This is a genomic window from Kocuria dechangensis (assembly GCF_014636775.1).
GTDB lineage: Bacteria > Actinomycetota > Actinomycetes > Actinomycetales > Micrococcaceae > Kocuria > Kocuria dechangensis.
In genome coordinates, this window is sequence record NZ_BMEQ01000003.1 from 27,222 (window position 1) to 51,591 (window position 24,370).

The window sequence follows — 24,370 nt, forward strand, 5'->3', positions numbered from 1 at the left end:
CGCCACTCTATACCCCCAAGGGGTATGTGTCGAGGGGGTGGCCGCCCGATGTGCGAATCTTGACGCATGGCTTCACTGATCGAGGACTACGCCCTGCTCTCGAACATGCGCACGGGTCCGCTCGTCTCCCGCACCGGGTCGATCGACTGGCTGTGCGCGCCCCGCTACGACTCGCCCTCGGTCTTCGGCGCCCTGCTCGGGGAGGCCGACCACGGCCGGTGGCTGCTCGCCCCGGCGTGCGCCGTGCAGGCGGAGGGCGGTGCCGACGCGTCCCCCGACGAGGACGGCGGGGCGCAGGTCGCCGAGCGCTTCTACGTGGAGAACACCTTCGTCCTCCAGACCGTGTGGGTCACCGACTCCGGCTCCGTGCGCGTCACCGACTTCCTGCCCCTCACCTCCCGCACGGACGTGGTGCGCCGCGTCGAGGGGCTCACCGGTGAGGTGGAGATGTACCAGGAGCTGCGGATCCGCTTCGGCTACGGCGCCGTGGTGCCCTGGGTCAGCCGCTTCGAGGGCGAGCTGGATCCCGAGGGCGAGGAGTCCGCGCCGCCCATGCTGGTGGCCATGGCCGGGCCGGACGCCGTCGTGCTCCGCGGCGAGCCCCTGCCCGAGGCCGCGGACGACGACGACGAGCGCCGCCACCGCGGGACCTTCAGCGTCTCCGCCGGCCAGGCGCGGGACTTCGTCCTGACGCACTTCCCCTCGCACCGGACGCCGCCCGCGCCGATCGACGTCAACGAGCAGCTCAACCGCACCATCGAGCTGTGGCAGGAGTGGTCCGGGCTGTACTCCCCGGCGGAGGGCGCGGCGGGGGAGCGGGTGCACATCGTGCCCGTGCGCGGGCACGCGGTGGCGAAGCGCTCCGACATCGTGCGGCGCTCGCTGCTCGTGGTGCGGGCGCTGATGCACCAGGAGACCGGCGGCCTCGTGGCGGCCCCGACCACCTCCCTGCCGGACGTGGTCGGCGGGGAGCGCAACTGGGACCACCGCTTCTCGTGGCTGCGCGACGCCGCCATGGGCCTGGAGGTGATGCTCGACCACGGCCACGACCGCGAGGCCGCCCAGCTGCGCAACTGGCTGCTCCGCGCCGTGGCCGGGGACCCGCACGACCTGCAGAACCTCTACGGGGTCTCCGGGGAGCGGCGCGGGCGCGAGCACCAGCTGGACCTGCCCGGCTACGAGCGCTCCCGCCCCGTCCGCGAGGGCAACGGCGCCGCGGGCCAGCACCAGACCGACGCCGTGGGCCACGTCATGGTCGTGTTCGAGAAGCTGCGCCGCCGCGGCGCCGTCGAGGACCACCTCTCCTGGCCCCTCCAGCAGGCGATGCTGCGCTCCGTCGTCGACAACTACGAGGTCCAGGACCAGGGCCTGTGGGAGATGCGCGGGGAGCGGCAGTACTACACGCACTCCCGCGTGCTCATGTGGGCGGCCCTGCAGTCCGGCGTCGACGCCGTGCGCGTGCACGGGCTGCCCGGGGACGCGCCCCTGTGGGAGCAGCTGCGGGACGCGCTCGCCGAGGAGATCTGGACCTCCGGCTACGACCCCGAGGCGGGCTCCTTCGTCCAGTACTACGGGTCGAAGGCCGTGGACGCGTCCCTCCTGCAGCTGCCGCAGGTCGGCTTCGTGGCCTACGACGACGAGCGGATGCTGGGCACCGTCCGGCGGATCGAGGAGGAGCTGCGCCACCCCTGCGGGCTGATCCACCGCTACCGCAACGTGCTGGGCCCCGTCGACCCGGAGGACCCGGACGCATACGCCGGGGTGATCGGGGCGGACGGGTTCGTGGGCCAGGACCACCCCCACCTCGGCGCGTCCCTGTGGCTGGCCGCCCAGTACGCCCGGTCCGGGCGGGTGGACAGCGCCGAGAAGCTCGTGGACCTGGTGCTGTCCAAGGCCAACGACCTCGGGCTGCTGTCCACCGAGTACTCGCCCGAGGAGCGCCGGATGACCGGCAACTTCCCGCAGGCCTTCGCCCACCTCGCCCTCGTCCAGGCCCTGGACGCGCTCGACGCCGCCCAGGGCCGGCGGACGGCCCCGGCGCCCGCCGGCGTCGCGGAGGGTGCCCGGTGAGCCATGCCGTCCCCCGGCCCCTGCGGTCCTCGCCGGGGGTGCGGATCGGGGTGTCCGTGGCCCTGGCCACCGGCCTCTACGGCATCTCCTTCGGCGCCCTGTCCGTCGCGGCGGGCCTCACGTTCTGGCAGACCGTGGCCCTGTCCGCGCTGATGTTCACGGGCGGGTCCCAGTTCGCGTTCGTCGGCGTGGTCTCCGGCGGCGGGGCCGGGGCCTCCGCCCTCGGCGCGGCCACCCTGGTGGGGCTGCGCAACGCCGTGTACGGGATGAACATGAACGCCCTGGTCCGTCCCCGCGGGTGGCGCCGGCTCCTCGCCGCCCACGTGACCATCGACGAGTCCAACGCGACCGCCTCCTCGCAGACCGACCCGCTCGAGGAGAGGCGCGGCTTCTGGGCCGCGGGGCTGGGCGTGTGGGTGCTGTGGAACTCGTTCACGGTCCTCGGCGCGCTGCTCGGCAACGCGCTGGGGGACCCCGGCCGGTGGGGGCTCGACGGCGCCGCCGTCGCCGCCTTCCTGGGCCTGCTGTGGCCGCGGCTCAGCGGGCGGGAGCCGGTGGCGGTCGCGGCCGTCTGCGCGCTCGTGACGGCGCTGGCCATCCCGGTGCTGCCCGCCGGCGTCCCGATCGTCGTGGCCGCCGTGGTGGCCGCCCTGATGGGCCGGTCCCGGCGGGACGGCGGCCGCGACAGGGTCGCGTCCGGCGGCGGGACGGAGGCCGCGGCATGACGATGTGGTCCTGGGTGCTGGCCGCGTGCGCGCTCGCCTACGCCCTCAAGCTCGTCGGCTACCTCGTCCCGGGCCGGTGGCTGGACGACCCCCGGGTGGGGCGGATGGCCGGGACGGTGACCGTGGGCCTGCTGGCGGCGCTGGTCGTGATGAACGCCTTCGGCTCCGGGCAGGCGCTGGCGGTGGACGCCCGCCTGGGGGCCCTGCTCGTCGCGGCCGTGGCCCTGTGGCTGCGGGCCCCGTTCCTGCTCGTCGTGGTCCTGGGCGCGGTCGCCGCGGGTCTCCTCAGGCTGCTCGGCGTGCCCTGAGCCGGGGACGCGCGAGCCGGTGGCGCCGGCTCAGGCCAGGGGCAGGACGGGCGGGATGATCCCGTCCTCGACCGCCCGCTTGTAGAGCTCGAGCTTGGTCCGGGCGGGGCGCTCCACCAGTGCGTACTTCCGGCGGATCCGCTTGAGGTGCTCCTCCACCGTGGACTCGGCGATGTGCAGCTCGGCCGCCACCTCCTGCTCCTGCATCCCGTCCACGTAGAGGCCGAGGACCTCCCGCTCGCGGCGGGAGAGCTTCGCGGGGGCCCGGCTGGGCAGATCCGCCAGCGCCACCTGGATCCGGTCGCTGAGGAAGTGGCCGAGCTGCCTGGTCAGCCGCAGGGTGCGGAAGACCGTCCTGAGCGACTCGCACTTGCACACGGCGCCGGAGGCTCCGAAGGCGAGCGCGGAGCGCACCCGGAGGACCTCGGCCGGTGCGGTCAGCATGACCACCGTGTGCTCGTGGGCCACCAGGTCGGCGACGTTCTGCGCGAGGGTCCGGCCGTCCTCGGTGCGCATGCTCAGCAGCACCACGGTCGGCTCGGTCCCGCCCTGGGCGAGGAACTGCGGGACGGTGGTGGCCACCGTCCCGATCCGCACGCCGTGCTCGGGGTGGTCCATGGCCTCGCGCTGCATCGCGATGCGTGTCATGGGCTGGGGGCTGATGACGGCGGCGTTCAACATGCTGGGACTCCTGGGTTCTTCCCGTCGGTGAGCTCGGCGGGTCCTCCGGGGCCGGTGGATCGCCCGGCCGGTTCCGGCGGTCGGGGTCCGGCGACGGCGGCCGGATCCCTCCGGTCCATCGTATGCCGTTCGCGGTATGCGAGGGTGGCCGGGGGGAGGCCGACACGTCGCCCGGGTCCCCGGGCGGGTCCGCCGGCGGAGATGGTGCGCTGTGTGGTTCCAGGTTCCCGGACGGCCTCGCGCGCGGGCAAGCGAATTCTGTGCGAACCTCCAACTCCGCACACGGCTCCCCGGCCCACCTGACACGATGCCTGCGGCGACCGGCGGGCAGGAGGCGTCCGGGGGAGTCTGGAACAATGGGCACGCCCACCGTCCGGAGCAGAAAGCGGTCCAGCATGCGCGTAGCGGTTCTCAACGACATCGGCCAGCCGGTCTATCACGTCGGGGACGAGGCGATGGCGCACGCCGCGGTCGCGCAGCTGCGGCAGCGGGGGGTCGAGGACGTCCTGCTCCTCACCCGGGACGAGGCGCACACGCGGGCACGGTTCGGCGAGGGGGTCTCGACGGCACGGGCGCCGGAGTTCCCCTGGGCGCCGGAGGACCGCGAGCGCTACCTGCGGGAGATCAAGGCCGTGGTCGCCGGGGACGCCGGGGCGCTGCCCGAGGACGACCAGGCTCACGCCCTGATCGAGACCCTGCGCACGGTGGACGCGCTGCTCGTGGCCGGCGGCGGGAACCTGAACTCCGCCTACGGGTGGCTCCTGCACGAGCGGGCCGCCGTGGTCCACATCGCCTCCGCGCTCGGCAAGCCCGTGGTGGTCAGCGGGCAGACGCTGGGCCCGGAGCTGTCGGAGGCCGACGCGGCGACGCTGCGGGACCTGCTGGACGCCGCCGCCCTGGTCGGGCTGCGGGAGTCGCGGTCCCTGGCCCTCGCCCGCCGGCTGAGCCCGGGGCACCCCGCGCTCCACGGGTGCTACGACGACGCCACGTTCCTCGCGGACGACGCGGGGGGCGCCGCGCCCGCCGCCGGCGACGCCGGGCGTCCGGCGGGGGACGGCTCCGGGGGGGGCCCCCGGATCGTCGCGACCTTCGCGCCGGGCAACGGTCCCTTCGGGCCGGAGGAGGCGGCCCCCGTCCACGCCGCGCTGCTGGACGCCCTCGTGCACCGCACCGGAGGCACCGTCACGTTCCTGCCGCACATGGCCGAGCCGGGGCGGCACGACGGGGACGAGGCGTTCCACGCCCGGGTCGCCGCGCTCATGGTCGCGGAGGCCGAGCTGCGGGAGATCGACGACGCGCGACGCACGGCCGAGCTGACCGCGGCGGCCGACTACGTCGTCACGTCCCGGTACCACCCCGCCGTGTTCGGGCTGGCGGGCGGGGCCACCGTGCTGCCGGTCGCCGTCGACACATATTCCGAAACGCGCATACAAGGGGTGCTCGACAACTGGGGCCTGGCGGAGCAGGCCGTGCCGCTCGCCGCGCTCCTGACCCCCGGGGACGCGGCCTGGGACACCCGCGCCGCGGTGCAGCAGTGGGCCACGGAGGCCGTCGAGCGGCACGAGGCCGTGCGGAGCGCCCTCGCGGAGGCGGCCCCGCACGTGCGCGCCGGGTTCGCGCAGTGGTGGGACGCCGTCGTGGCCGCCCTCGGCGGGGACCGGCCCGCCGGCCTGCCCGAGGCCGTGCACGCCGATCCCCGCGGGGTGGCCCCCGAGTTCCCGGCCGCGCTGCGCCGGCGGTACACGGCGCCCCGGGTGCCCGCCGAGCGGCGGACCGTGGCGGTCGTGATGCGCACCAAGGACCGCCCGGTCCTGCTCCGTCGCGCCCTCGACGACGTCCTGGCGCAGACGTTCGCCGACTGGCGGCTCGTGGTGGTCAACGACGGCGGGGCGCCCGGGCCCGTGGACGAGCTGGTCGCCCGGCGGGAGGACGCCCTCGCGGGGCGCGTCACGGTGCTCCACCACCGCCGTTCCGTGGGGATGGAGGCCGCCACCAACCGGGGCCTGCGTGCGGCGGAGTCCGAGTTCGTGGCCGTCCACGACGACGACGACCAGTGGCACCCCACCTTCCTGCAGCGCACCGTGGCCCACCTCGAGGACCCCCGCACCACCGACGACGGGGTGATGGTGCGCACGGAGATCGTCTACGAGCGGGTCGAGGGGGACGTGGTCCGGGAGGAGGGGCGGGAGTTGTTCTGGGCCGACCTCCACGAGATCACCCTGACTGACCTGCTGAAGATCAACCGGGCCGTCCCGATCTCCTTCCTCTACCGCCGCGCCGTGCACGGGGTCCTCGGCGACTACGACGAGTCGCTGCCGGTCGTGGGGGACTGGGAGTTCCACCTGCGGTTCCTGCAGACCTTCACCGTCGGCTTCCTCGACGGCCGGCCGCTGGCGTTCTGGAACCAGCGACCCGGGCAGGCGGGACCGCTGGGCAACTCGGTCACCGACCTCACCGACGCCCACCGCCGGTACGACCTCCTGGTGCGCGAGCGCCACCTCAAGCAGTGGACGGCGGAGAACGGCATCGGGCTGCCGCTGTACCTGACCAAGGCCCTGGAGCGCGAGGCGCAGGACCTGCACCACCGCCTGGACCGCTCCGAGGAGCTCGCGCGGGAGCTCGTCGACCTGGTGCGCCTGCAGAACGAGCGGATCGCCGTGCTCGAGAACGTGGTCGCGGACAACAGCTTCTTCGGCTACCTCAAGCGCACCTGGCGGAGGCTCCTCGGCCGCTGATCCCGGATAGCAGGTCGGCGGACGGGCCTCCACTTCGTGACGGACCGGCGCTGTCCCCACATGTGCGGGTTCACAAACGCATCGTTCTGGATTGAACTGTTCACGAACGCAAAAGGCGTTTGCATCAGCATCGCCATGGGGAACCGGCAGGCGGTGGGCAGAGCGGATCGGGCGATCCGCGCGCGCCGGTATCAGCAGCGAATCGGGGGAGTCGCATGTATCAGCAGGGAAGAAAGACGTCCGGGGCCGTCAGGATCGCCACGGGAGCGGTCGCGGTCACCATGCTGGCGGGGTTCGTCCCCGCCGTCGCGGCGCCCCAGGCGCCCGCGGCGGTGCCGCAGTCGATGGTCTCCATCGCGCGTGCCGTGCAGCTCAGCGACATCGCGGGCAACCCCTACCAGGTCCAGATCCAGTGGCTCGCCGACAGGGGCATCACCACCGGCTGGCCGGACGGCACTTTCCGCCCGTACCAGCCCATCAACCGTGACGCCATGGCCGCGTTCCTGTACCGGATGAACGGCTCGCCCGCCTACGATGCGCCGGCCCAGTCCCGGTTCAAGGACGTCCGCCCGGGCCAGCAGTTCTACAAGGAGATCCACTGGCTCGCCGAGAAGGGCATCACCACCGGCTGGCCGGACGGCACCTTCCGCCCTGTGCAGCCCATCAACCGTGACGCGATCGCCGCGTTCATGTACCGCTACGCCGGCAAGCCCGCCTACACGGCGCCGGCCACGTCGGTGTTCACGGACATCCGCCCCGGTCAGGACTTCTACAAGGAGATCCACTGGCTGGAGTCCAAGGGGATCACCACCGGCTGGACCGAGTCGGACGCGACGCGCACCTACCGTGCGCTGCAGCCGCTCAACCGCGACGCGATGGCCGCGTTCCTCTACCGGTACGAGAACCCGGCGAACGGCACTCCGACGCCCCTGACGGCCCTGGTCCCCACAACCGAGAGCACGGACTTCGTCTCCTGGGGGGACGCCGGCGTCAACGGGTCCACCTACGCGAACTCGGTCATGACCACCGCGCTCAACGACGACGACCCGCGCTCCATCTCGTACGACCTCGCGGCCAAGTACAACCGCTTCCAGGCCGTGCTGGGCGTCAGCGACATCAGCCTCAGCACCGAGGGCAGCTTCAAGTACGAGGTGTTCGGGGACGGCAGGCTGCTGGCAACCCAGCAGGTCGCCTTCGGCGCGACCGTGCCGGTGGACGTCCCCGTGACGGGCGTGAAGACGCTCGAGATCAAGGTGACCCGCCTGCTCGGCGGCGAGAGCAGCTCCGCGGGCGTCCTGGGCGACGTGCGCCTCGTCGTGGGCGTGCTCCCGCTGCCCACGGCGGCCGTCGAGGAGGCCCCGGCCGCGGGCTACCTCGCCGAGCTCGAGCGCGTCGTGGACGGCATGTTCCTCAACGGGGCCTACTCCATCAACGGCACCGCCTACCCGAACGCGATCACGCAGGCCATGACGGCGGAGAACTCCACCGCCACGGCGGAGTACAACCTGGGCCGGGACTACTCGACCCTCAGCGGCCGCCTGGGCCTGGACGACGAGCTCACCACCGACACCTCGGCGCGCTACACCGTGAAGTTCATCGTGGACGGCGTGGAGAAGCTCAGTCGGGAGGTCGTGGCGGGCGCCGGCGCGGACTTCTCCGTGGACGTGAAGAACGGCCTCCGGCTCAAGATCGAGGTCACCCGCACGGGCGGCGGCACCGGGGACTCCGTGCTGGTGCTCGGGGACCCGCGCCTCACGCCCTGACGGGCCGCGCGGCGCAGCGACGGAGGGCGGGGACCGGGTCCCCGCCCTCCGTCGTCGTGCTCCCGTGCCCTCGTGCGCCCGCCCCCCGGGGGCCTACCGATCGTCAGCACACTGTGAGATGCTTCACCTTCGTGCAGAGGGAGATCCTGGCTCAGCGCCGTCCCTCGGCCTGTCCGGCCGCAGCGCGTCGACACGAGGAGTGGGTCCATGGGATGGCTTGATCGTCAGCACACGGTGGCGCCGCCGGGCTTCAACCGCTGGCTCATACCGCCGGCCGCCCTGGCGGTGCACCTGTGCATCGGCCAGGCCTACGCGACGAGCGTCTACAAGACCGCCCTGGTCCAGCACTTCGACGCGAGCCTGACCCAGATCGGGATCATCTTCTCCATCGCGATCGTCATGCTCGGGCTCTCCGCCGCCGTCTTCGGCACCTGGGTGGACACCAACGGGCCCCGGAAGGCCATGTTCGCCGCGGCCCTGTTCTGGACGGGCGGCTTCCTGGTCGCGGCCGTGGGCATCTTCACCCGCCAGCTGTGGCTGGTCTACGCGGGCTACGGGTTCATCGGCGGCATCGGGCTCGGCATCGGCTACATCTCGCCGGTGTCCACGCTGATCAAGTGGTTCCCCGACCGCCCGGGCCTGGCCACCGGCATGGCCATCATGGGCTTCGGCGGCGGCGCGCTGATCGCCAGCCCCGTCTCCTCCGCCCTGCTCGGCCTCTACGACCCGAACTCGGGCACCGAGGGCTGGGTGGCGAGCGGGGACGCCGTCGGCAAGCTGTTCCTGACCTTCGCGGTCGTCTACTTCGCCTACATGATGTTCGGTGCGTTCACCATCAAGGTGCCCGCTCCCGGCTGGCGGCCCGAGGGCTTCGACCCCTCGGCGGTCAAGAAGCAGGCGCTGGTGACCACCAACCACGTGTCCGCCCGCAACGCGATCCGCACCCGGCAGTTCTGGCTCGTGTGGGTGGTGCTGTTCTGCAACGTGACCGCGGGCATCGGGATCCTCGAGCAGGCGGCCCCGATGATCCAGGACTTCTTCCGCCAGGCCGACGGCGCCTCCCTCGTGACGGCCGCCGTGGCCGGCGGGTTCGTCGGGCTGCTGTCCATCGGCAACATGGGCGGGCGGTTCGTGTGGTCCTCGACCTCGGACCTCGTGGGGCGCAAGCGGATCTACCTGATCTACCTGGGCGTGGGCGCGGTCCTCTACACCGTCCTGGCGCTGTTCGGCTCCGCCTCCACGATGCTGTTCGTGCTCCTGGCCTTCGTCATCATCTCGTTCTACGGCGGCGGGTTCGCCACGGTGCCGGCCTACCTGCGGGACCTCTTCGGCACGTTCCAGGTCGGGGCGATCCACGGCCGGCTCCTCACGGCGTGGTCCGCGGCCGGCGTGGCCGGGCCGCTGATCGTCAACGCCTTCCTCGACGCCCAGGGCACCCCCGGCGAGCTCACGGCCCAGGCCTACCAGCCGGCCCTGCTCACCATGGTGGCGCTGCTCGTCATCGGCTTCGTGGCCAACCTGCTGATCACGCCCGTCGACGCCCGCTACCACGAGCCCGTGGACCCCGCCACCGGCGCCCCGGTCCTCGCGAAGGAGAACTGACATGAGCCGAGCACGACTCGCCCTGGGCTGGGTGCTGGTGGGCGTCCCCCTCGCCTACGGCGTCCAGCAGACCCTCACGAAGGTCTTCGCCCTCTTCGGCGGGTAGGGCCCGTCAGGGATCAGGGATCAGGGATCAGGGATCAGGGATCAGGGATCCGGGGCCGCGGCAGCGGCCGGCGCTCCGGCCCCCGCGCCGGCACGGGCGCCGGCTGCGCAGAGCGGCTGCGCTCAGCGGGCCATCTCCTCCCGCAGCGCGTCCACGAAGCCCTGGACGTCCCGCGGCGAGGTGTCCCAGGAGCACATCAGCCGCACCTCCCCCGTGGCCTCGTCCCACACGTAGAAGGCGTAGCGCTCCTGCATCCGGGCGGTGACGTCCGCCGGCAGCACGGCGAAGACCGCGTTGGCCTGCGGGGCCTGGGTGACCCGCACCCCCGGCACCTCGGCGAGGCCGTCGGAGAGGCGGTGCGCCATGCTGTTGGCCCGGCGGGCGGCCGTGACCCACAGGTCCCCGGAGTACAGCGCGAGCAGCTGCGCGGAGACGAAGCGCATCTTGGACGCCAGCTGCGTCGAGAGCTTGCGCACGAACCGGGCCTGGCGCACCGCGTCCGGATTGACGACGACGACGGCCTCCGCCCCCATCAGTCCGTTCTTGGTCCCGCCCCAGGAGACGACGTCCACGCCGGCGTCGGTGGTCAGCTCCCGCAGCGGGACGTCGAGGGCGGCAGCCGCGTTGGCCAGGCGCGCGCCGTCGAGGTGGACGGTCATGCCCTTCCCGTGGGCGTGGTCGCACACCGCCCGCAGCTCCTCCGGGGTGTAGAGCGTGCCCAGCTCGGTGGACTGGGTGACCGTCACGACCCGCGGCTGGGCGTGGTGCTCGAAGCCGAAGCCGTGGGCCTCGCGGTCGACCAGTTCGGGCGTGAGCTTGCCGTCCGGGGTGGGCACGGGGAGCATCTTCACGCCGCCGACCTTCTCGGGGGCGCCGCACTCGTCGACGTGGGCGTGCGCCGTGGCCGTGCAGATCGCCGCGTCCCACCGGTCCGTCATGGCCGAGAGGGCGACGACGTTCGCGCCGGTCCCGTTGAACAGGGGGTAGCAGACGGCCTGCTCCCCGAAGTGGCGCCGGGCCACGTCCTGCAGGGCCTCGGTGTAGGGATCGGCGCCGTAGGCGCCCACGTGTCCTTCGTTGGCGGTCGCCAGCGCCTGGAGCACCTCGGGGTGGACCCCGGCGTAGTTGTCGCTGGCGAAGCCCCTGCGGGCGGGGTCGTGCAGGCGGGGAACGGCGGGCTCGGTCACAGGCATCCCTTTCGGACGGTCGGCGGTGCGCCGGACGGGCTTCGCACTCTATCGGAGCCCTCCGACCCGCGGTCCGTCACACCCGGACCGCATTGCGGTTCCCCTCTGCCGTCCCGGTGCCCGCTCGGCTACCGTCAGTGGTCCCAGGGCTGCCCGTCAGGGGCGGCCGGGGCACCGGACGGGGGAATGATGAGCGCGGAACAGCAACGGAGCATCCCGGGCTACGACTACGGCTCGGACGAGCTCGCGGCGTCGCCCGTGACGCTCGAGGACCTGGAGCTGCTCAAGCAGGCGGTCCTGTTCACGGGGGAGGACGAGCGGTACCTGAGGATGGCGGGCGACGTCCTCGAGAGCCGGACGGAGCAGGTCCTCGACGTCTGGTACGGGTTCGTCGGGGGCCACCCGCACCTGCTGCACTACTTCACCGACACGACCACAGGCGAGCCGGACGCCGAGTACCTGGCGCGCGTGCGTGAACGGTTCGCCCAGTGGATCCTCGACACCTGCCGACGCCCCTACGACCAGGCGTGGCTGGACTACCAGCACGAGATCGCCCTGCGGCACACCGACAAGAAGAACCGGACCGACGGTGCGCTCGGCACCCCGCCGCTCGTCCCGCTGCGGTATCTCATCGCCTTCGTCCACCCCCTCACGGCCACCATCAGGCCGTTCCTGGCGGAAGGGGGACACCCCGCCGACGAGGTCGAGAAGATGCACGGCGCGTGGTTCAAGGCGGTGACGCTCCAGGCGGCCCTGTGGAGCCACCCGTACGCCCGGGAGGGGCGCTTCTAGCGGTGCACCGGCGGGCCGGCCCGCGCGCGGGGCCCGGCACCGGACCATCCGGGCCGGGGGACGGTCAGTGCTCGGGGACCGTGGCGACCGCCTCGATCTCGACGAGAGCGCCCGGTCGTGCCGGTGCGACGGCCAGGACGGTCACGGCGGTGCGGCGGCCGCCCCACACCGACCCTGTCGCGGCGTAGGCCGCTCCGGGGTCGACCCCGGGGGCCAGGCAGATCGTCAGCTTGGCGACGTGCTCGGGGCCCGCCCCGGCCTCGGCGAGCACGGCGAGCACGTTGCGCAGGGCCTGCTCCGTCTGCGCCTCGAGTCCCTCGAGCAGGGCGCCGGCGCTGTCCGTGCCGTTCTGCCCGCCGACGTAGAGCGTCGGCCCGGCCGGGGCGATCATGCCCTGGGCGAAGGCGGGGCTGCGGTGCAGCTGTGGCGGGTCGACCGGCGTGGGCTCCGCGGCCATGGTGGTGTCCCTTCTCTCGGATGCTCCCCGAGTATCCCGCCGGTCACCGGCGCCGCACCACCCCTCAGCGGGGCCGGGCGGGAGCACCGCGGCCGGCCGTCCCGGGCAGGGCCCTCACCGGCCCGGCCGTCCCGGGCAGGGCCCTCACCGGCCCGGCCGTCCCGGGCAGGGCCCTCACCGGCCCGGCCCGGGACGGCCCACCGCGGCGGCGCCGTCACGTCCGCACGGGCGTCCTCTCCCTGTCGGCGGCCGCCGGTCCGCCGGTGGCGCACCCGGCGCCCACGAGGGCGGTGAGGAGGATGAGCGCCGTCAGCGTCGGCGACGACAGGGGCGGCACCGGTCCGTGGCGGACGACCTCCTCGCGGAGGGCCGGGCTCCCGGGCACGACGGTCGCGGCGGCGCCGTTCACGACGTCCCCGGCCGCGATCCTGACGTCCCCCGCGGTCGCCGGAGCGGCGGCGGCGCGGAGGACCTGGTGGTGGACGGCTGCCCCTGCCCAGGGGGCGGGCTCGGCGGCGCTCGCCGCGGAGGAGCCGGAGGCCGCCGTCCCGGCGGCCAGCACGAGGCCGCAGAGGCCGCGTCGGATGTCCTTGCGCATGGTTGAACTCCTGAGGTGCTGAGGGGTGCCCGGCCCTCAGGGCCGGGCGAAGGACTGCTGCTGCCGCTCAGAGGGCAGGGCAGTGCTCATCAGTCAGGAGTGCATCCGGGGTCGGAGGCGGGCGGAAGCGGAGGCTCGTCGGCGCCCCGGGCGCGGGCGGGCTCCCCGTCGGCCGCGGTCCCGCCGCAGAACTGCACGGAGAAGCGGTCCGCGGGCATCCCGGTCCAGGGCCCGGTCTCGGCGTCCCCGGACGGGGAGCCGGAGCCGCCGGAGGACGCCCCGGCCGGTCCGGGGAGGGACGTGCTGCCGGCCCCGGGACCGGATCCGGGGCCGCCGTGGAACGGCGCGGCCGCCGCGGCCCGGTCCGCCGGCGGGTCGGGGACGGCGCCGGCCGGCGCCCAGGCATGGCCGGGCGGGAACGCCGGCTCGACCACCGGGCGGTCCGCGGCCGTCCCGAGGGCCGCGCGGGGAGAGGACGGGGGAGCCGGGGGAGCCGGGGGTGCGGCGGGGTCGGCGCCGTCGACGCCCTCCGGGCCGGTGAGGGCCGGCGGGCCGGGCGCCCTGCCCCCCGCCGGAGCAGCCCGGGGCTCCAGATCGGGCTGCGTCCCGGACGGCGTCGTCGGGCCCCCGGCCGTCGGCGCCGCAGGGGCCGGGCCCGCGGGGACGTCCGGGAGCCCGATCGTCGGCGGCGACGGCGCTGCGGGCGGCACCGTGGCCGGAGGCGGCGACGGGACCACGTCGCCGAGGACCGGCGGGACGACCTCCCGGACGGCGGGCTCGAGGACGTCCTGGGCGACGGGTTCGACGACCTCCCCGACGACAGGCGCGGTGACGGTGTCGTCGACGACCGCCGTGACCGGGGCCGTGACAGCGCGGACGCCGTCCGTGACGTGGTCCGCGGTCTCCAGCGTGTCCCGGACGGTCGTGGCGGTGGGAGCGGGAGGCAGCATCTCCCGGACGACCGGGGCCGTGCCGAGGGTCTCGTCGATGACGGCCGTGACCGGTTCGGCGACGGCACCGGCCGTGCCGGTCGCCTCGTCGACAGGGGCCGGCGGGTCCTCGAGGAGATCCCCGGCGTCATCCCCGGCGTCGCGGACGGTCGAGGTGGTGGTCTCCGGAGGGACGACGTCCTCGGCGACGTCCTCGGCGGCGGGCGCGGAAGGCACGACGTCCTCCACGGCCGCCGTGACCGGCTCCTCCGCCGGAGCCGGGACCGGGTCCGGCACCGGGTCCAGGACGGGGCGCACCAGCTGGGTCACGGAGTCCTCGGCGGGCGCCGGGCCTGGGAGCTCCGCGGCGTCGGCACCCGTGGCGCCGACCAGCAGCCACCCCGCGGCGGCCAGGCCCGAGGCCGCCGCCAGGCGCAGGGAGGCTGCGAAGGAACGGCGCTTCGGGCTCTTCACTGCGGCACCTCCTCGGGGGCTCGGCGCCCGTCGGGCAGGACGGGGGTGCTCCCAGGCTATGAGGGCGCCGACCGGAAACTCAATGTGGTTCGATCCACCGGTGTGCAGAAGACAATCCGTGACTCCGGGACGGCCTGCGCCGGGCTCTGCTAGCTTCGGCCCATGCGCACCGTCCTGGCCGCCGCCGCGGTGATCACGCGCGCGGACGGCAGCCTGCTGCTGGTCCGGCGCGGGAAGGCGCCCCAGCGGGGCCGGTGGACCGTGCCGGGCGGCTCGGTGGAGATCGGCGAGACCCTCGAGCAGGCGGCCGCGCGGGAGGCGTTCGAGGAGACCGGCGCCCGGGTGCGGGTCGAGCGGGAGCTCGGCACCGTCCTGGTGCCCGGAGGGGCGGACGTCGTCTACGAGGTGCACGACTTCGCGGCCACCTGGACGGGCGGCGCCGTGCGCGCGGGCGACGACGCCGACGCCGTCCGGTGGGTGCTCCCGGAGGAGCTGCCGCTGCTGGAGACCACCGACGGTCTGCTCGGCCACCTCCGCCGCTACGGCGTCCTGCCCGGCTGAGCCGGCCGCCCCGGCGCGCCGGGCGGAGTGTCCGCCGAGAACCCCTCGTTCCGACCGCGAACGCGTGCTTGGATGGGCGCATGGCACAGACACGCGGCTTCTACGTCGACACCGTCGAGCGCACCACCACCGCGGGACAGGACGCGGTCTGGGCGGTCGTCGAGGGCATCGGCGGCGAGCGCGGCTGGTACAGCACGGACCCCGTGTGGTTCGCCCGGGCCGCGGCCAACCGGCTGCACCTGCCGCCCTCACGGCTGCGCCACCGCGCGGACCCGGACCGCCTCGCCGAGGGGGAGCGCCTCGACTGGTGGACGGTGGAGGCCGTCGAGCGCCCGCGCCGGCTGCGGCTGCGCTCCGTGGTGCGGATGCCGGGCCAGGCCTGGCTGGACATCAGCCTCGAGCCCGGCCCGGACGGCACGCTCGTCTACCGCCAGACCACGGTCTTCCGGCCCGCGGGCGCCGCCGGCCGCGCCTACTGGTACGCGCTGCTGGCCCCGCACCGGGCGGTCATGGCCCGCCTCGCGGCGGACATCCTGCGGCACGCCGAGGGCTGAACCTCTTCCCCGCGGGTCCGCACGGTCGTAGCGTGGACGCACCGGCCACGCTGACGCCCGGCGCATGCGGCCGGCGGCCGAGGGAGTGCCTCGTCCCCGCCGCCGGGCGGACCCGCAGGAGAGTGCCGCCATGCCCGCCGACGCCCCGTCCGATCCCCGCGCCCTGGCCGACGACGCGGCGGCCCTCGTCCGGCAGTGGCTGACCCGCGCGGACCACGGCCGCCGGCGCCGGGACGCCGCCGCCGACCGGCTGGCCACCGTCCTGCAGGACCCGCACGGCCTGGAGTTCACCGTCGGCTTCGTGGACCGGGTGGTCCGCACGGAGGACGTGCGCGCCGCCGCGCGGGCCCTGCACGCGCTCGCCGGGATCGTCCCGCACGCCCTGACCACCGCGGACCGCGCCCAGATCCGCGCCGGGGCGGCGCTCGCCCACACGGCCCCGCACGTCGTCGTCCGCGCGGCCCGGGCGCGCCTGCGCGCACTGGTGGGGCACCTGATCGTGGACGCCCGGTCCAAGCCCTTCGGGGAGGCGGTCCGGCGGCTCACGGCGGAGGGCCACCGGCTGAACATCAACCTCCTCGGCGAGGAGGTGCTCGGGGCGAAGGAGGCGGACAAGCACCTCGAGGACGCCGCGGCCCTGCTGGCCCGGGACGACGTCGACTACGTCTCCCTGAAGGTCTCCTCCGTGGTGCCGCAGCTGTCCCACTGGGGGTTCGACCGGACCGTGGAGCAGGTCGTGGAGCGGCTGCTGCCCGTCTACCGCACCGCGGCCTCGGCCCCCGGCGGCGCCAAGTTCATCAACCTGGACATGGAGGTCTACTCGGACCTGCACCTCACCGTCGAGGTCTTCACCCGGCTGCTCGAGCACCCCGAGCTGCGCGGCGTCGAGGCCGGCATCGTGGTGCAGGCCTACCTGCCGGACGCGCTCTCGGTCGTGCAGCGGCTCTCCGGGTGGGCCGCGGAGCGCGTCGCCGCCGGCGGGGCGGGGATCAAGGTCCGGCTCGTGAAGGGCGCCAACCTGCCCATGGAGCGCGTCGACGCCGAGCTGCACGGCTGGCCGCTGGCCACGTGGCCGTCCAAGCGCGAGACGGACACCAACTACAAGCGGGTGCTGGACTGGCTGTTCGTGCCCGAGCGGATGACCGGGCTGCGCCTCGGGGTGGCGGGGCACAACCTCTTCGACATCGCCTTCGCCCACCTGCTCGCCGAGCGCCGGGGCGTGGCGGAGCGGATCGAGTTCGAGATGCTCCAGGGGATGGCCGTCGAGCAGGCCCGGGCGGTCAGCGCCGACGTCGGGGACCTGCTCCTCTACGTCCCCGCCGTGCGCCCGGCCGAGTTCGACGTGGCCGTCTCCTACCTGGTGCGCCGGCTCGAGGAGAACGCCTCCCACGAGAACTTCATGTCCGGGATCTTCGAGCTCGCCCCGGACAACGAGATCTTCCACCGCGAGGAGCAGCGCTTCCGCGCCGCCCTCGAGGCCCTCGACCCCGGCGGCGCCGCCCCGGCGCCCTTCCGCGTCCAGGACCGCTCCGCGGCCGGCGCCGGTTCCGCCCACCTGCCCCTGGACGAGCCGTTCCACAACGAGCCGGACACCGACGTCTCGGTGCCCGCCAACCAGCGGTGGGCCGCCCGGATCGCCGCGCAGATCGCGGACCGCGCCTGGTTCGAGGCGCTGCCCGTCCCGGACCCGCTGGGACCGGAGGACGTCGAGCGGGTGGTCGCCACCGGCCGGGCCGCCGCCGAGCAGTGGCGCGCCCGCGGAGCCCGCGAGCGCGCCGAGATCCTCAACCGCGCCGCCGACGTGCTGGCCGAGCGCCGCGCGCACCTGCTGGCCGTGGCCGGCGCGGAGGCGGGCAAGACCCTGGACCAGGGGGACCCGGAGGTCTCCGAGGCGATGGACTTCTGCCGCTACTACGCCCGCCGCGCCCTCGAGCTGGAGGAGGTCGACGGCGCCCGCTTCGTCCCGGACCGGCTCGTGCTGGTCACCCCGCCGTGGAACTTCCCGCTCGCGATCCCCACCGGCTCCACGGTCGCGGCGCTCGCGGCGGGCGTCGCCGTGGTGCACAAGCCCGCGCCGGAGACCCGGCGCTGCTCGACCGCCGTGGTCGAGGCGCTGTGGGAGGCCGGCGTCCCGCGCGACGTGCTCCAGCTCGTCGACTCCGTGGAGGGGGACACGGGCCGGGCGCTGGTGGCCCACCCCGGCGTGGACCGGATCGTGCTCACCGGCGCCTACGAGACCGCCAGGATGTTCGGGACCTGGCGGGCGGGCCGTGCCCTGACCGCGGAGACCTCCGGCAAGAACGCCATGGTGATCACCCCCAGCGCGGACCGGGACCGGGCCGTGTGGGACCTCGTGACCAGCGCCTTCGGCCACGCCGGGCAGAAGTGCTCGGCCGCGTCCCTCGGCATCCTGGTGGGCAGCGTGGCCACGTCCGCGCGGTTCCGCCGGCAGCTGCTGGACGCCGCGTCCTCGCTCGTCGTGGACTGGCCGCAGAACCTGCAGGCCAAGGTGGGGCCGGTGATCTCCGAGCCCGGGGACACGCTCCGCCGTGCCCTGACCACCCTGGAGCCGGGGGAGCAGTGGCTGCTCGAGCCGGAGCCCCTCGACGGCACCGGGCGGCTGTGGCGGCCGGGGATCAAGACCGGCGTGGCGCCGGGCTCCTTCTTCCACCGCACCGAGTGCTTCGGGCCGGTCCTGGGGCTGATGGCCGCCCGGGACCTGCCCGAGGCCCTCGCGCTGCAGAACGCCGTGGACTACGGGCTCACCGCGGGGCTGCACTCCCTCGACCCCGAGGAGATCAGCGCCTGGGTGGACCTCGTGCAGGCCGGCAACCTCTACGTCAACCGCGGCATCACCGGCGCGATCGTCCAGCGCCAGCCGTTCGGCGGGTGGAAGAAGTCCTCCGTGGGGCTCGGCGCCAAGGCCGGCGGCCCCAACTACCTCGCGCAGCTCGGCACGTGGGAGAAGGCGCCCTTCGACGAGCGCGCCGGCACCGGCGCCCGTCCCACCGACGAGATCCTCCAGCGGCTCGAGGAGCTGCGCCCCCTGGTCCCGGAGCCCGACCACGACTGGCTCACGGCCTGCGCCCAGCAGGACCAGGCGTGGTGGGAGCAGGAGTTCGGCCGCGCCCACGACCTCACCGGCCTCGAGCACGAGGCGAACGTGTTCCGCTACCGCCCGCGCGACGTCGTCGTGCGCGCCGCCGAGGACGCCCCCCTCACGGACGTCGTCCGCGTGGGCCTGGCGGCGGTGCGCTCGGGCTCGCGGGTGGTCCTGGTCCCCGCCACCGATCTGCCCGGGGAGGTCCGCGAACTGTTCCGCTCCGTCCTGGACCCGTGCTCCGACGCGGCGTTCGCCCGGGTCGCGGCGGACTGGGCGGATCCCAGCGGCGCGGGGCGGATCCGGGTGGTCGGCACCGCCCCCGGGCTGGCCGAGGCGCTGGCCGAACGACCGGAGATCGCCCTGCTGGCCGGGCCGGTCGTGGGCGCCTCCCGCGTGGAGATGCTGCCGATGCTCGCGGAGCAGGCGGTCTCCGTCACCATGCACCGGTTCGGCAACCCGTCGGCGGACGCCGAGACCGTGGTGCGGCACCTCATCGCGACCACGCAGCCCGTGGGGGCGCCCGCGCAGCCGGCGGCGACCTGAGCGCCGCTCCGGCCGGGACCACGGCGCCGGTGCCGGCCGGCGCCGGCTGCGCCCTACGCTGGGACCAGACAGCGGTCCCCGGACCGTCCCGCCGGACCCAGGAGGAGACCGTGTTCAGCCACGCCCCCGCCGAACGCCCCAGCCCGTCCGACGCCGCCCCCGGCAGTCCCGCCCTGGACGCCCGGTGGCGCGCCGCCACCGCGGGCTGGCGCCCGTCCTCGATCCGGTCCGTGGACCAGGACCGCACCTGGGCCTGGGCGCGCCACGCCTGGGAGGGCGTAGTCGTCCCCGCCCCCGGGGCGGAGGACGACGACGCGGACGCCGGTGCCGGCGGCGGGGACCTCGCCGCCGGGCCGGACCAGCGGGTGCGGGACCTGACGACCGTGGCGGCGCTGCTCGAGCTCCAGCGGCGGTTCCTGGCCGTCGCCGCGGGCGACACGCACGAGGACGAGGTCCCCGACCCCCGCCCCGACGGCGCCCCGCTCGGGGACGACGAGGCCCTGGCGGTCGTGCGGGGGACGTGGGAGATCGACCCGCAGGAGGCCGAGGCGGACCCGGAGGGGTTCGCGGCGGAGGTCTCCGGGTTCCTCCAGGACCACCTGGCCGAGCTCGCCGAGGACGTCCGCGAGCGCCTGCTGGCCCTGCGCGGGCCGACGCAGGTGTTCGCCGAGCTGTGGAGCCTCGACCACGGCGACGAGCTCGAGCCGGCGCCGGACGGGCAGGCCCGGGCGCCGTTCCCCCTCTCCACGGACGACATCGCGTGGATCGTCAGCGGCGTCCCCGGGCCCGAGAAGCACACCGCCTGGGAGTGGCTCATCCGCTGACCCGGAATAAGGAGGCGCACCGGCAGCTTTTATGGATAAGTCAACAAAATCGCGACCAGGAGCGCTCCATGACCATCCAGCTCGGCCTCAACACCTTCGGCGACATCTACCCCGGCCCCGACGGGCAGATGCTCAGCGGGGCGCAGGTGATCCGCAACATCGTGCAGGAGGCCGTGCTGGCCGACCAGGTGGGCCTGGACTTCTTCGGGATCGGCGAGCACCACCGCGAGGACTTCGCGGTCTCCTCCCCGGAGACCGTCCTGGGCGGCATCGCGACCGTCACGGAGCGGATCCGCCTCGGCTCGGCCGTCACCGTGCTCAGCTCCGACGACCCGGTGCGCGTCTACCAGCGGTTCGCCACGGTCGACGCCCTCTCGGGCGGGCGGGCCGACGTCATCCTGGGCCGCGGCTCCTTCACGGAGTCCTTCCCGCTCTTCGGCTACCCGCTCGACGAGTACGAGGCGCTGTTCGAGGAGAAGCTCCAGCTGTTCGACCAGCTGCGCACCGAGGGCGTCGTCAACTGGTCCGGCAGGCTGCGCGCCCCGATCAAGGACCTCGAGGTCTACCCCAAGACCGAGTCCGGGGCGCTGCGCACGTGGATCGCCGTGGGGGGCTCCCCGAACTCGGTGGTGCGCGCCGCCCACTACGGGCTGCCCGTGATCTTCGCGATCATCGGCGGCCGGCCCGCCGCCTTCGGGCCGTTCGCCGACTACTACCGCGAGGCCCTCGCGCACTTCGGCAAGGAGCCGCAGCCGGTGGCCTTCCACTCCCCGGGCTACGTGGCCGAGACCGACGAGCAGGCCCGCGAGGAGTTCTTCCCGCACCAGGCCTACACCCACGCCAGGATCGGCCGGGAGCGGGGCTGGGGCCGGCTGAGCCGTTCGGAGTTCGACGCCATGTGCGGGCCGGAGGGCGCCTACTTCGTGGGCTCCCCCGAGACGGTCGCGCGCAAGATCGTGGCGTCGGCGACGACGCTGGGCGCCTCCCGCTTCGACCTGAAGTACGCGGTGGGCACCCTGGACCACGCCCGGATGACGCGCAGCATCGAGCTGTTCGGCACCGAGGTGCGCCGCTACGTGGACGACATGACCGCGGACCTCCCGGAGGACGCCACCGCCGGCTGAGCCGGTGCCCCGTGGCCCGGCTCAGCCGCGGAGCCGGGCCACGGCGTCGGCCTGGTCCAGGATCTCCTGGCGCATCTCGTCCGCCAGGAACGCGAGCAGGGCGCGGGACAGCTCCGGGTTCTCGGAGGCCACGGAGTCCCGGGCCACGGCGGCGCGGAAGTTGTGCGCGAACGCGTCGACGGCGGTCTGGGACACGCAGCTGTGCGTCGAGATCCCGCAGAGCATCACGTGCGTCACGCCCAGGTTGCGGAGCCGGGCCGCCAGGTCCGTGTCGAAGAACGCGCTGTCGCGGGTCTTCACGAGCCCCACGCCGCCCTCGGTGTCGAGGCCGGCCACGTACTCCGCCTGCTCGGTGCCGGGGAAGGCGAAGCCCTCGCCGTCGTCGTGCATGTTCACGGTCCACGTGGAGCGGTCCCGCTCGTGCTGGGTGCGGATCAGCACGATCGGGCAGTCCCCGGCGCGGGCGGCGCGGATCAGCTCGTTGACCTTCCCCGTCACGGACTCCCGCTGCTCCTCGAGCTCGGGGAACTCGAAGTAGGAGTTCTGCATGTCGACGACGAGCAGGGCCGTCCGGCCCTGGGAGCGGTGCTGGTTCATGGGGCCCTCCTCGGCGCGGGCGGATGAGCGGTCCGGTCGGTGCGCTTGCTGCCTCCCCAGACTACGGGCTCACCCCGCAGGACGGCTCGGGTAGCCTGAGGCGCATGGCTTACCACGCGGACGCCCTCGAGCTGGAGGGCAAGGAGATCCTGACCTGGGAGGGCTTCGGCGAAGCGACCCAGGAGCTGGCCCGGACCGTCGTCGAGAGCGGCTTCGTGCCGGACATCATCATCGCGGTGGCCCGCGGCGGCCTCCTGCCCGCCGGCGCGCTGTCCTACGCGATGGGGGTCAAGCTCTCCGACGCGATCAACGTCGAGTTCTACACCGACGTCCACCAGACCCTGCCGGACCCCGTGCTCCTCGCCCCCATGCTGGACACCGAGTCCATCGCGGGCCAGAAGCTCCTCGTGGTCGACGACGTCGCCGACTCCGGGCGCACCCTGGCCCTGGTGCTCGAGCTGCTGCGCGAGTTCGGCGCCGAGGCGAAGTCCGCGGTGATCTACAGCAAGCCCCGCTCCGTCGTCGAGCCGGACTTCATGTGGAAGGCCACCGACGAGTGGATCGTCTTCCCGTGGTCCGCCGAGCCGCCGATCACGGCGTCCTCCGCTCCCGCCGGGGCGTAGCGGGCGAACACACGCCGCAGGGGCGGTGCCGGCCGAGGATCCACGGGTCCTCCGCCGGCACCGCCCCTGCGGCGTGCGCGGGCCGGGTGCTACGGGGTCTCGGTGCCCTCATCGGCCGGGTCGTCCGTGGGCTCGTCGGTCGGGTCCTCGGTGGGCTCGTCCGTGGGGTCCTCGGTGGGCTCGTCGGTCGGGTCCTCCGTGGGCTCGTCCGTGGGGTCCTCGGTGGGCTCCTCCGTCGGTTCCTCGGTCGGCTCGTCCGTGCCGTCGACGACGGTGAAGCCCTTGTCGTCGAAGCGGTAGAGGAACGCGGCCATCGCGTCGCGCTTCACGGGCTGGAGGGGACGGAACGTCTTGTCCTCCGGCCAGCCGGTGGAGATGCCGGTGTGCGCGAGCCACGCCACCTCCTCGTAGTGCTGCTCACCGAAGTTGATGTCGGCGAAGGGGGAGGTCTCGGGAGCCGCGAACTCCGGGGAGCCGGCGAGGCGGTAGAGGAACGCCGCCATGGCGTCGCGGTTGATCGGCTGCAGCGGGCGGTAGGTGCGGGTCCCGTCGTCGGCGGTCCAGCCGTTGGCGATCTTCTGATCGGACAGCCAGGCGACGGCCTCGTAGTGCTGGTCGCCGGGGTGGATGTCCTCGAACGGGGACTCCTCCGGCGCGGTGTACTCGGGGGAGCCGGCCAGGCGGTAGACGAAGGCCGCCATCGCGTCACGGTTCACCGAGTTGAACGGGCGGTAGGTGCTGGTCCCGTCGTCGGCGGTCCAGCCCTTGGCGATGCCGTTCTCGGCGAGCCACAGGATCTCGGCCCGGAACTGCAGGCCCTCGGGGACGTCCGTGAACTGGACGGGCTCGTCGGTGGGCTCGTCGGTCGGGTCGTCGGTCGGGTCCTCGGTGGGCTCGTCGGTCGGGTCGTCCGTGGGCTCGTCGGTCGGATCCGGGGTGGGGCTCTTGGTGGGCTTGGCCTTCGTGGTGACGGACTCGGGAGCGGTCTGCTCCGCGTCCACGGCGTGGGCGGCGGGAAGGGCGCCGCCCATCAGCAGAGCCGCCAGGGCCGCGGCGGTGTACACGTTCTTGGGGGTCATAGGATCTCCTTGGGGGAATGCGAAAGCAAATACGTGCTTCCGTCCCAAGGACTACCAACATCGTCCTGCCCCGCGCCAGGGTTCCGCCCGGGAGCGCCCACCCGAGGCCTGCGGCGTCACGTCGCCGCAGGTGGGAAAGGCCTGGCCGGAGGACGGGCCCCGATCGGCGGTCCGTCATGCGACGCCGCAACAGCCGGCGGGCGCGGGCGGACGTCCACCCGGGCGGGGACACCCCGAGGCGCGCTCCTCGGGTCCCCGGACCGTGCTGCGGGCCGGACGGTCAGCGCAGCGCGGCGCGGACTCCCGGCTTGCTCGCCACCACGAGCCAGAGGACGTTGACCGCCACGAGCAGCAGGGTGCTCAGCCCGACCAGCAGGCTGCCGCCCAGGAGGTAGACGATCAGGCTGAACGCGTCACCGAGCACGGCCAGCGAGCAGAACACGAGGCCCAGCACCCAGCCCCACTGCCGCTGCTCCCGCAGCGGGAAGTACACGAGCGCGTAGAGCCCGGCCGTGAGCAGCACGCCGAAGAGCGTGGCGACCAGGGCCAGGCCGGTGTCCTGGAGACCGGGCACCTGGCCGAAGCCGTCCAGCCCCGGGATCGTGGTGGGCGCCGCGAAGACCTCGATCACGCTGTTGAGGACGCTCAGCCCGAGGGAGACGAGCGTCAGCCTGAGCAGCAGCCGCAGCTGAACGGTCATCGGGGGGCGGGGCGGGACCGTCATGCCGCCCGGAGTGCCGGGCCACGGCGGCGGTCCGCCCGCGCCCGGGTGGCGCGGGGGCTGCCCGGGACCGGGACGCCCGGGGTCCGGGGAGCCGTCGGGGTTCTGGGTCATCGCTGGTGCCTCCTGGTGCGAGCACGGTACGGAGTCCTGCCGCCGAACCTACCGCTCCTGGGTCGTGTCGGCACGGGGTGACGCCACAGTGGGGACGGGC

At 74.2% G+C, this 24,370-nt stretch carries 22 protein-coding genes; 14 read left to right on the forward strand and 8 right to left on the reverse strand.

From position 1 onward, the window contains the following. The first annotated feature begins 66 nt into the window (after positions 1-66). The 3 genes from IEW07_RS03795 to IEW07_RS03805 are packed head-to-tail and all read left to right on the forward strand — an operon-like array spanning position 67 to position 3,103. Positions 67-2,070 carry a glycoside hydrolase family 15 protein gene (locus IEW07_RS03795; RefSeq protein ID WP_188534523.1) on the forward strand — a complete coding sequence of 668 codons (2,004 nt, stop codon included), beginning with the start codon at positions 67-69 and terminating at the stop codon, positions 2,068-2,070. Further along, positions 2,067-2,795, forward strand: coding sequence for an AzlC family ABC transporter permease (locus IEW07_RS03800; RefSeq protein ID WP_188534524.1), 729 nt, complete (start codon positions 2,067-2,069; stop codon positions 2,793-2,795). The genes IEW07_RS03795 and IEW07_RS03800 overlap by 4 nt, the downstream gene beginning before the upstream one ends. After that, positions 2,792-3,103, forward strand: coding sequence for an AzlD domain-containing protein (locus IEW07_RS03805; RefSeq protein WP_188534525.1), 312 nt, complete (start codon positions 2,792-2,794; stop codon positions 3,101-3,103). The genes IEW07_RS03800 and IEW07_RS03805 overlap by 4 nt, the downstream gene beginning before the upstream one ends. Before the next feature lie 30 nt (positions 3,104-3,133). Here the strand turns inward: IEW07_RS03805 and IEW07_RS03810 are convergent, their stop codons facing one another. Beyond that, positions 3,134-3,784 (reverse strand): helix-turn-helix transcriptional regulator, encoded by a 651-nt coding sequence (locus IEW07_RS03810; protein ID WP_229741552.1) that lies wholly within the window; start codon positions 3,782-3,784, stop codon positions 3,134-3,136. Between the two features lie 395 nt (positions 3,785-4,179). On the opposite strand from IEW07_RS03810, the gene IEW07_RS03815 reads away from it, so the two are divergent. The 4 genes from IEW07_RS03815 (at position 4,180) to IEW07_RS21845 (ending at position 9,990) form a co-directional block, all read left to right on the forward strand. Beyond that, positions 4,180-6,519, forward strand: coding sequence for a polysaccharide pyruvyl transferase family protein (locus IEW07_RS03815; protein WP_188534526.1), 2,340 nt, complete (start codon positions 4,180-4,182; stop codon positions 6,517-6,519). A gap of 215 nt (positions 6,520-6,734) precedes the next feature. After that, positions 6,735-8,282: an NPCBM/NEW2 domain-containing protein gene (locus IEW07_RS03820; RefSeq protein ID WP_188534527.1), complete on the forward strand. Its 1,548-nt coding sequence runs from the start codon at positions 6,735-6,737 to the stop codon at positions 8,280-8,282. 207 nt (positions 8,283-8,489) lie between these two features. Continuing rightward, on the forward strand, positions 8,490-9,884 hold the full coding sequence (locus tag IEW07_RS03825) for an OFA family MFS transporter (protein ID WP_188534528.1): 1,395 nt from the start codon (positions 8,490-8,492) through the stop codon (positions 9,882-9,884). 1 nt (position 9,885) lies between these two features. Beyond that, complete coding sequence (locus IEW07_RS21845) at positions 9,886-9,990, forward strand: MFS transporter small subunit (protein WP_443093582.1); 105 nt, start codon at positions 9,886-9,888, stop codon at positions 9,988-9,990. Positions 9,991-10,112: 122 nt separating this feature from the next. Here the strand turns inward: IEW07_RS21845 and IEW07_RS03830 are convergent, their stop codons facing one another. Beyond that, a complete protein-coding gene (locus IEW07_RS03830; RefSeq protein WP_188534529.1) occupies positions 10,113-11,183 on the reverse strand; it encodes a threonine aldolase family protein in 1,071 nt (356 codons plus the stop codon). 180 nt (positions 11,184-11,363) lie between these two features. Between IEW07_RS03830 and IEW07_RS03835 the strand changes: the two genes are divergently transcribed. Continuing rightward, positions 11,364-11,969 carry a protoglobin domain-containing protein gene (locus IEW07_RS03835; protein WP_229741553.1) on the forward strand — a complete coding sequence of 202 codons (606 nt, stop codon included), beginning with the start codon at positions 11,364-11,366 and terminating at the stop codon, positions 11,967-11,969. A gap of 64 nt (positions 11,970-12,033) precedes the next feature. On the opposite strand, the gene IEW07_RS03840 is transcribed toward IEW07_RS03835, so the two are convergent. From IEW07_RS03840 to IEW07_RS03850, 3 genes are all read right to left on the reverse strand, one after another. Next, positions 12,034-12,426, reverse strand: a complete 393-nt coding sequence (locus tag IEW07_RS03840) for a RidA family protein (protein ID WP_188534530.1) — start codon at positions 12,424-12,426, stop codon at positions 12,034-12,036. A gap of 214 nt (positions 12,427-12,640) precedes the next feature. Next, complete coding sequence (locus tag IEW07_RS03845) at positions 12,641-13,024, reverse strand: hypothetical protein (RefSeq protein ID WP_188534531.1); 384 nt, start codon at positions 13,022-13,024, stop codon at positions 12,641-12,643. A gap of 89 nt (positions 13,025-13,113) precedes the next feature. Continuing rightward, positions 13,114-14,427, reverse strand: coding sequence for a hypothetical protein (locus tag IEW07_RS03850; RefSeq protein ID WP_188534532.1), 1,314 nt, complete (start codon positions 14,425-14,427; stop codon positions 13,114-13,116). A 162-nt stretch (positions 14,428-14,589) separates the two neighbouring features. Between IEW07_RS03850 and IEW07_RS03855 the strand changes: the two genes are divergently transcribed. The 5 genes from IEW07_RS03855 (at position 14,590) to IEW07_RS03875 (ending at position 21,136) form a co-directional block, all read left to right on the forward strand. Continuing rightward, on the forward strand, positions 14,590-14,988 hold the full coding sequence (locus IEW07_RS03855; RefSeq protein ID WP_188534533.1) for an NUDIX hydrolase: 399 nt from the start codon (positions 14,590-14,592) through the stop codon (positions 14,986-14,988). 80 nt (positions 14,989-15,068) lie between these two features. Further along, positions 15,069-15,542 carry a DUF2867 domain-containing protein gene (locus IEW07_RS03860; protein WP_188534534.1) on the forward strand — a complete coding sequence of 158 codons (474 nt, stop codon included), beginning with the start codon at positions 15,069-15,071 and terminating at the stop codon, positions 15,540-15,542. Between the two features lie 130 nt (positions 15,543-15,672). Next, a complete protein-coding gene (locus IEW07_RS03865) occupies positions 15,673-19,188 on the forward strand; it encodes a proline dehydrogenase family protein (RefSeq protein ID WP_188534535.1) in 3,516 nt (1,171 codons plus the stop codon). Between the two features lie 110 nt (positions 19,189-19,298). After that, positions 19,299-20,012: a hypothetical protein gene (locus tag IEW07_RS03870; RefSeq protein WP_188534536.1), complete on the forward strand. Its 714-nt coding sequence runs from the start codon at positions 19,299-19,301 to the stop codon at positions 20,010-20,012. A gap of 68 nt (positions 20,013-20,080) precedes the next feature. Then, positions 20,081-21,136 carry an LLM class flavin-dependent oxidoreductase gene (locus tag IEW07_RS03875; RefSeq protein WP_188534537.1) on the forward strand — a complete coding sequence of 352 codons (1,056 nt, stop codon included), beginning with the start codon at positions 20,081-20,083 and terminating at the stop codon, positions 21,134-21,136. A 21-nt stretch (positions 21,137-21,157) separates the two neighbouring features. Here IEW07_RS03875 and IEW07_RS03880 read toward each other — a convergent pair whose 3' ends face one another. Continuing rightward, a complete protein-coding gene (locus IEW07_RS03880; RefSeq protein WP_188534538.1) occupies positions 21,158-21,733 on the reverse strand; it encodes a cysteine hydrolase family protein in 576 nt (191 codons plus the stop codon). 104 nt (positions 21,734-21,837) lie between these two features. Here IEW07_RS03880 and IEW07_RS03885 point away from each other — a divergent pair, with 104 nt between their 5' ends. Beyond that, positions 21,838-22,356, forward strand: a complete 519-nt coding sequence (locus tag IEW07_RS03885; protein WP_188534539.1) for a phosphoribosyltransferase — start codon at positions 21,838-21,840, stop codon at positions 22,354-22,356. Positions 22,357-22,445: 89 nt separating this feature from the next. Here IEW07_RS03885 and IEW07_RS03890 read toward each other — a convergent pair whose 3' ends face one another. After that, complete coding sequence (locus tag IEW07_RS03890) at positions 22,446-23,435, reverse strand: S-layer homology domain-containing protein (protein ID WP_188534540.1); 990 nt, start codon at positions 23,433-23,435, stop codon at positions 22,446-22,448. Positions 23,436-23,715: 280 nt separating this feature from the next. Beyond that, on the reverse strand, positions 23,716-24,270 hold the full coding sequence (locus IEW07_RS03895; RefSeq protein WP_188534541.1) for a hypothetical protein: 555 nt from the start codon (positions 24,268-24,270) through the stop codon (positions 23,716-23,718). Positions 24,271-24,370 lie beyond the last annotated feature (100 nt).

Bases quoted from the DNA above. Each gene is read 5' to 3' on its own strand.
- IEW07_RS03795 (WP_188534523.1), top strand. From the start codon at position 67: ATGGCTTCACTGATCGAGGACTACGCCCTGCTCTCGAACATGCGCACG.
- IEW07_RS03805 (WP_188534525.1), top strand. From the start codon at position 2,792: ATGACGATGTGGTCCTGGGTGCTGGCCGCGTGCGCGCTCGCCTACGCC.
- IEW07_RS03810 (WP_229741552.1), bottom strand. From the start codon at position 3,784: ATGTTGAACGCCGCCGTCATCAGCCCCCAGCCCATGACACGCATCGCG.
- IEW07_RS03815 (WP_188534526.1), top strand. From the start codon at position 4,180: ATGCGCGTAGCGGTTCTCAACGACATCGGCCAGCCGGTCTATCACGTC.
- IEW07_RS03820 (WP_188534527.1), top strand. From the start codon at position 6,735: ATGTATCAGCAGGGAAGAAAGACGTCCGGGGCCGTCAGGATCGCCACG.
- IEW07_RS03825 (WP_188534528.1), top strand. From the start codon at position 8,490: ATGGGATGGCTTGATCGTCAGCACACGGTGGCGCCGCCGGGCTTCAAC.
- IEW07_RS21845 (WP_443093582.1), top strand. From the start codon at position 9,886: ATGAGCCGAGCACGACTCGCCCTGGGCTGGGTGCTGGTGGGCGTCCCC.
- IEW07_RS03830 (WP_188534529.1), bottom strand. From the start codon at position 11,183: ATGCCTGTGACCGAGCCCGCCGTTCCCCGCCTGCACGACCCCGCCCGC.
- IEW07_RS03835 (WP_229741553.1), top strand. From the start codon at position 11,364: ATGATGAGCGCGGAACAGCAACGGAGCATCCCGGGCTACGACTACGGC.
- IEW07_RS03840 (WP_188534530.1), bottom strand. From the start codon at position 12,426: ATGGCCGCGGAGCCCACGCCGGTCGACCCGCCACAGCTGCACCGCAGC.
- IEW07_RS03845 (WP_188534531.1), bottom strand. From the start codon at position 13,024: ATGCGCAAGGACATCCGACGCGGCCTCTGCGGCCTCGTGCTGGCCGCC.
- IEW07_RS03855 (WP_188534533.1), top strand. From the start codon at position 14,590: ATGCGCACCGTCCTGGCCGCCGCCGCGGTGATCACGCGCGCGGACGGC.
- IEW07_RS03860 (WP_188534534.1), top strand. From the start codon at position 15,069: ATGGCACAGACACGCGGCTTCTACGTCGACACCGTCGAGCGCACCACC.
- IEW07_RS03865 (WP_188534535.1), top strand. From the start codon at position 15,673: ATGCCCGCCGACGCCCCGTCCGATCCCCGCGCCCTGGCCGACGACGCG.
- IEW07_RS03875 (WP_188534537.1), top strand. From the start codon at position 20,081: ATGACCATCCAGCTCGGCCTCAACACCTTCGGCGACATCTACCCCGGC.
- IEW07_RS03880 (WP_188534538.1), bottom strand. From the start codon at position 21,733: ATGAACCAGCACCGCTCCCAGGGCCGGACGGCCCTGCTCGTCGTCGAC.
- IEW07_RS03885 (WP_188534539.1), top strand. From the start codon at position 21,838: ATGGCTTACCACGCGGACGCCCTCGAGCTGGAGGGCAAGGAGATCCTG.
- IEW07_RS03890 (WP_188534540.1), bottom strand. From the start codon at position 23,435: ATGACCCCCAAGAACGTGTACACCGCCGCGGCCCTGGCGGCTCTGCTG.
- IEW07_RS03895 (WP_188534541.1), bottom strand. From the start codon at position 24,270: ATGACCCAGAACCCCGACGGCTCCCCGGACCCCGGGCGTCCCGGTCCC.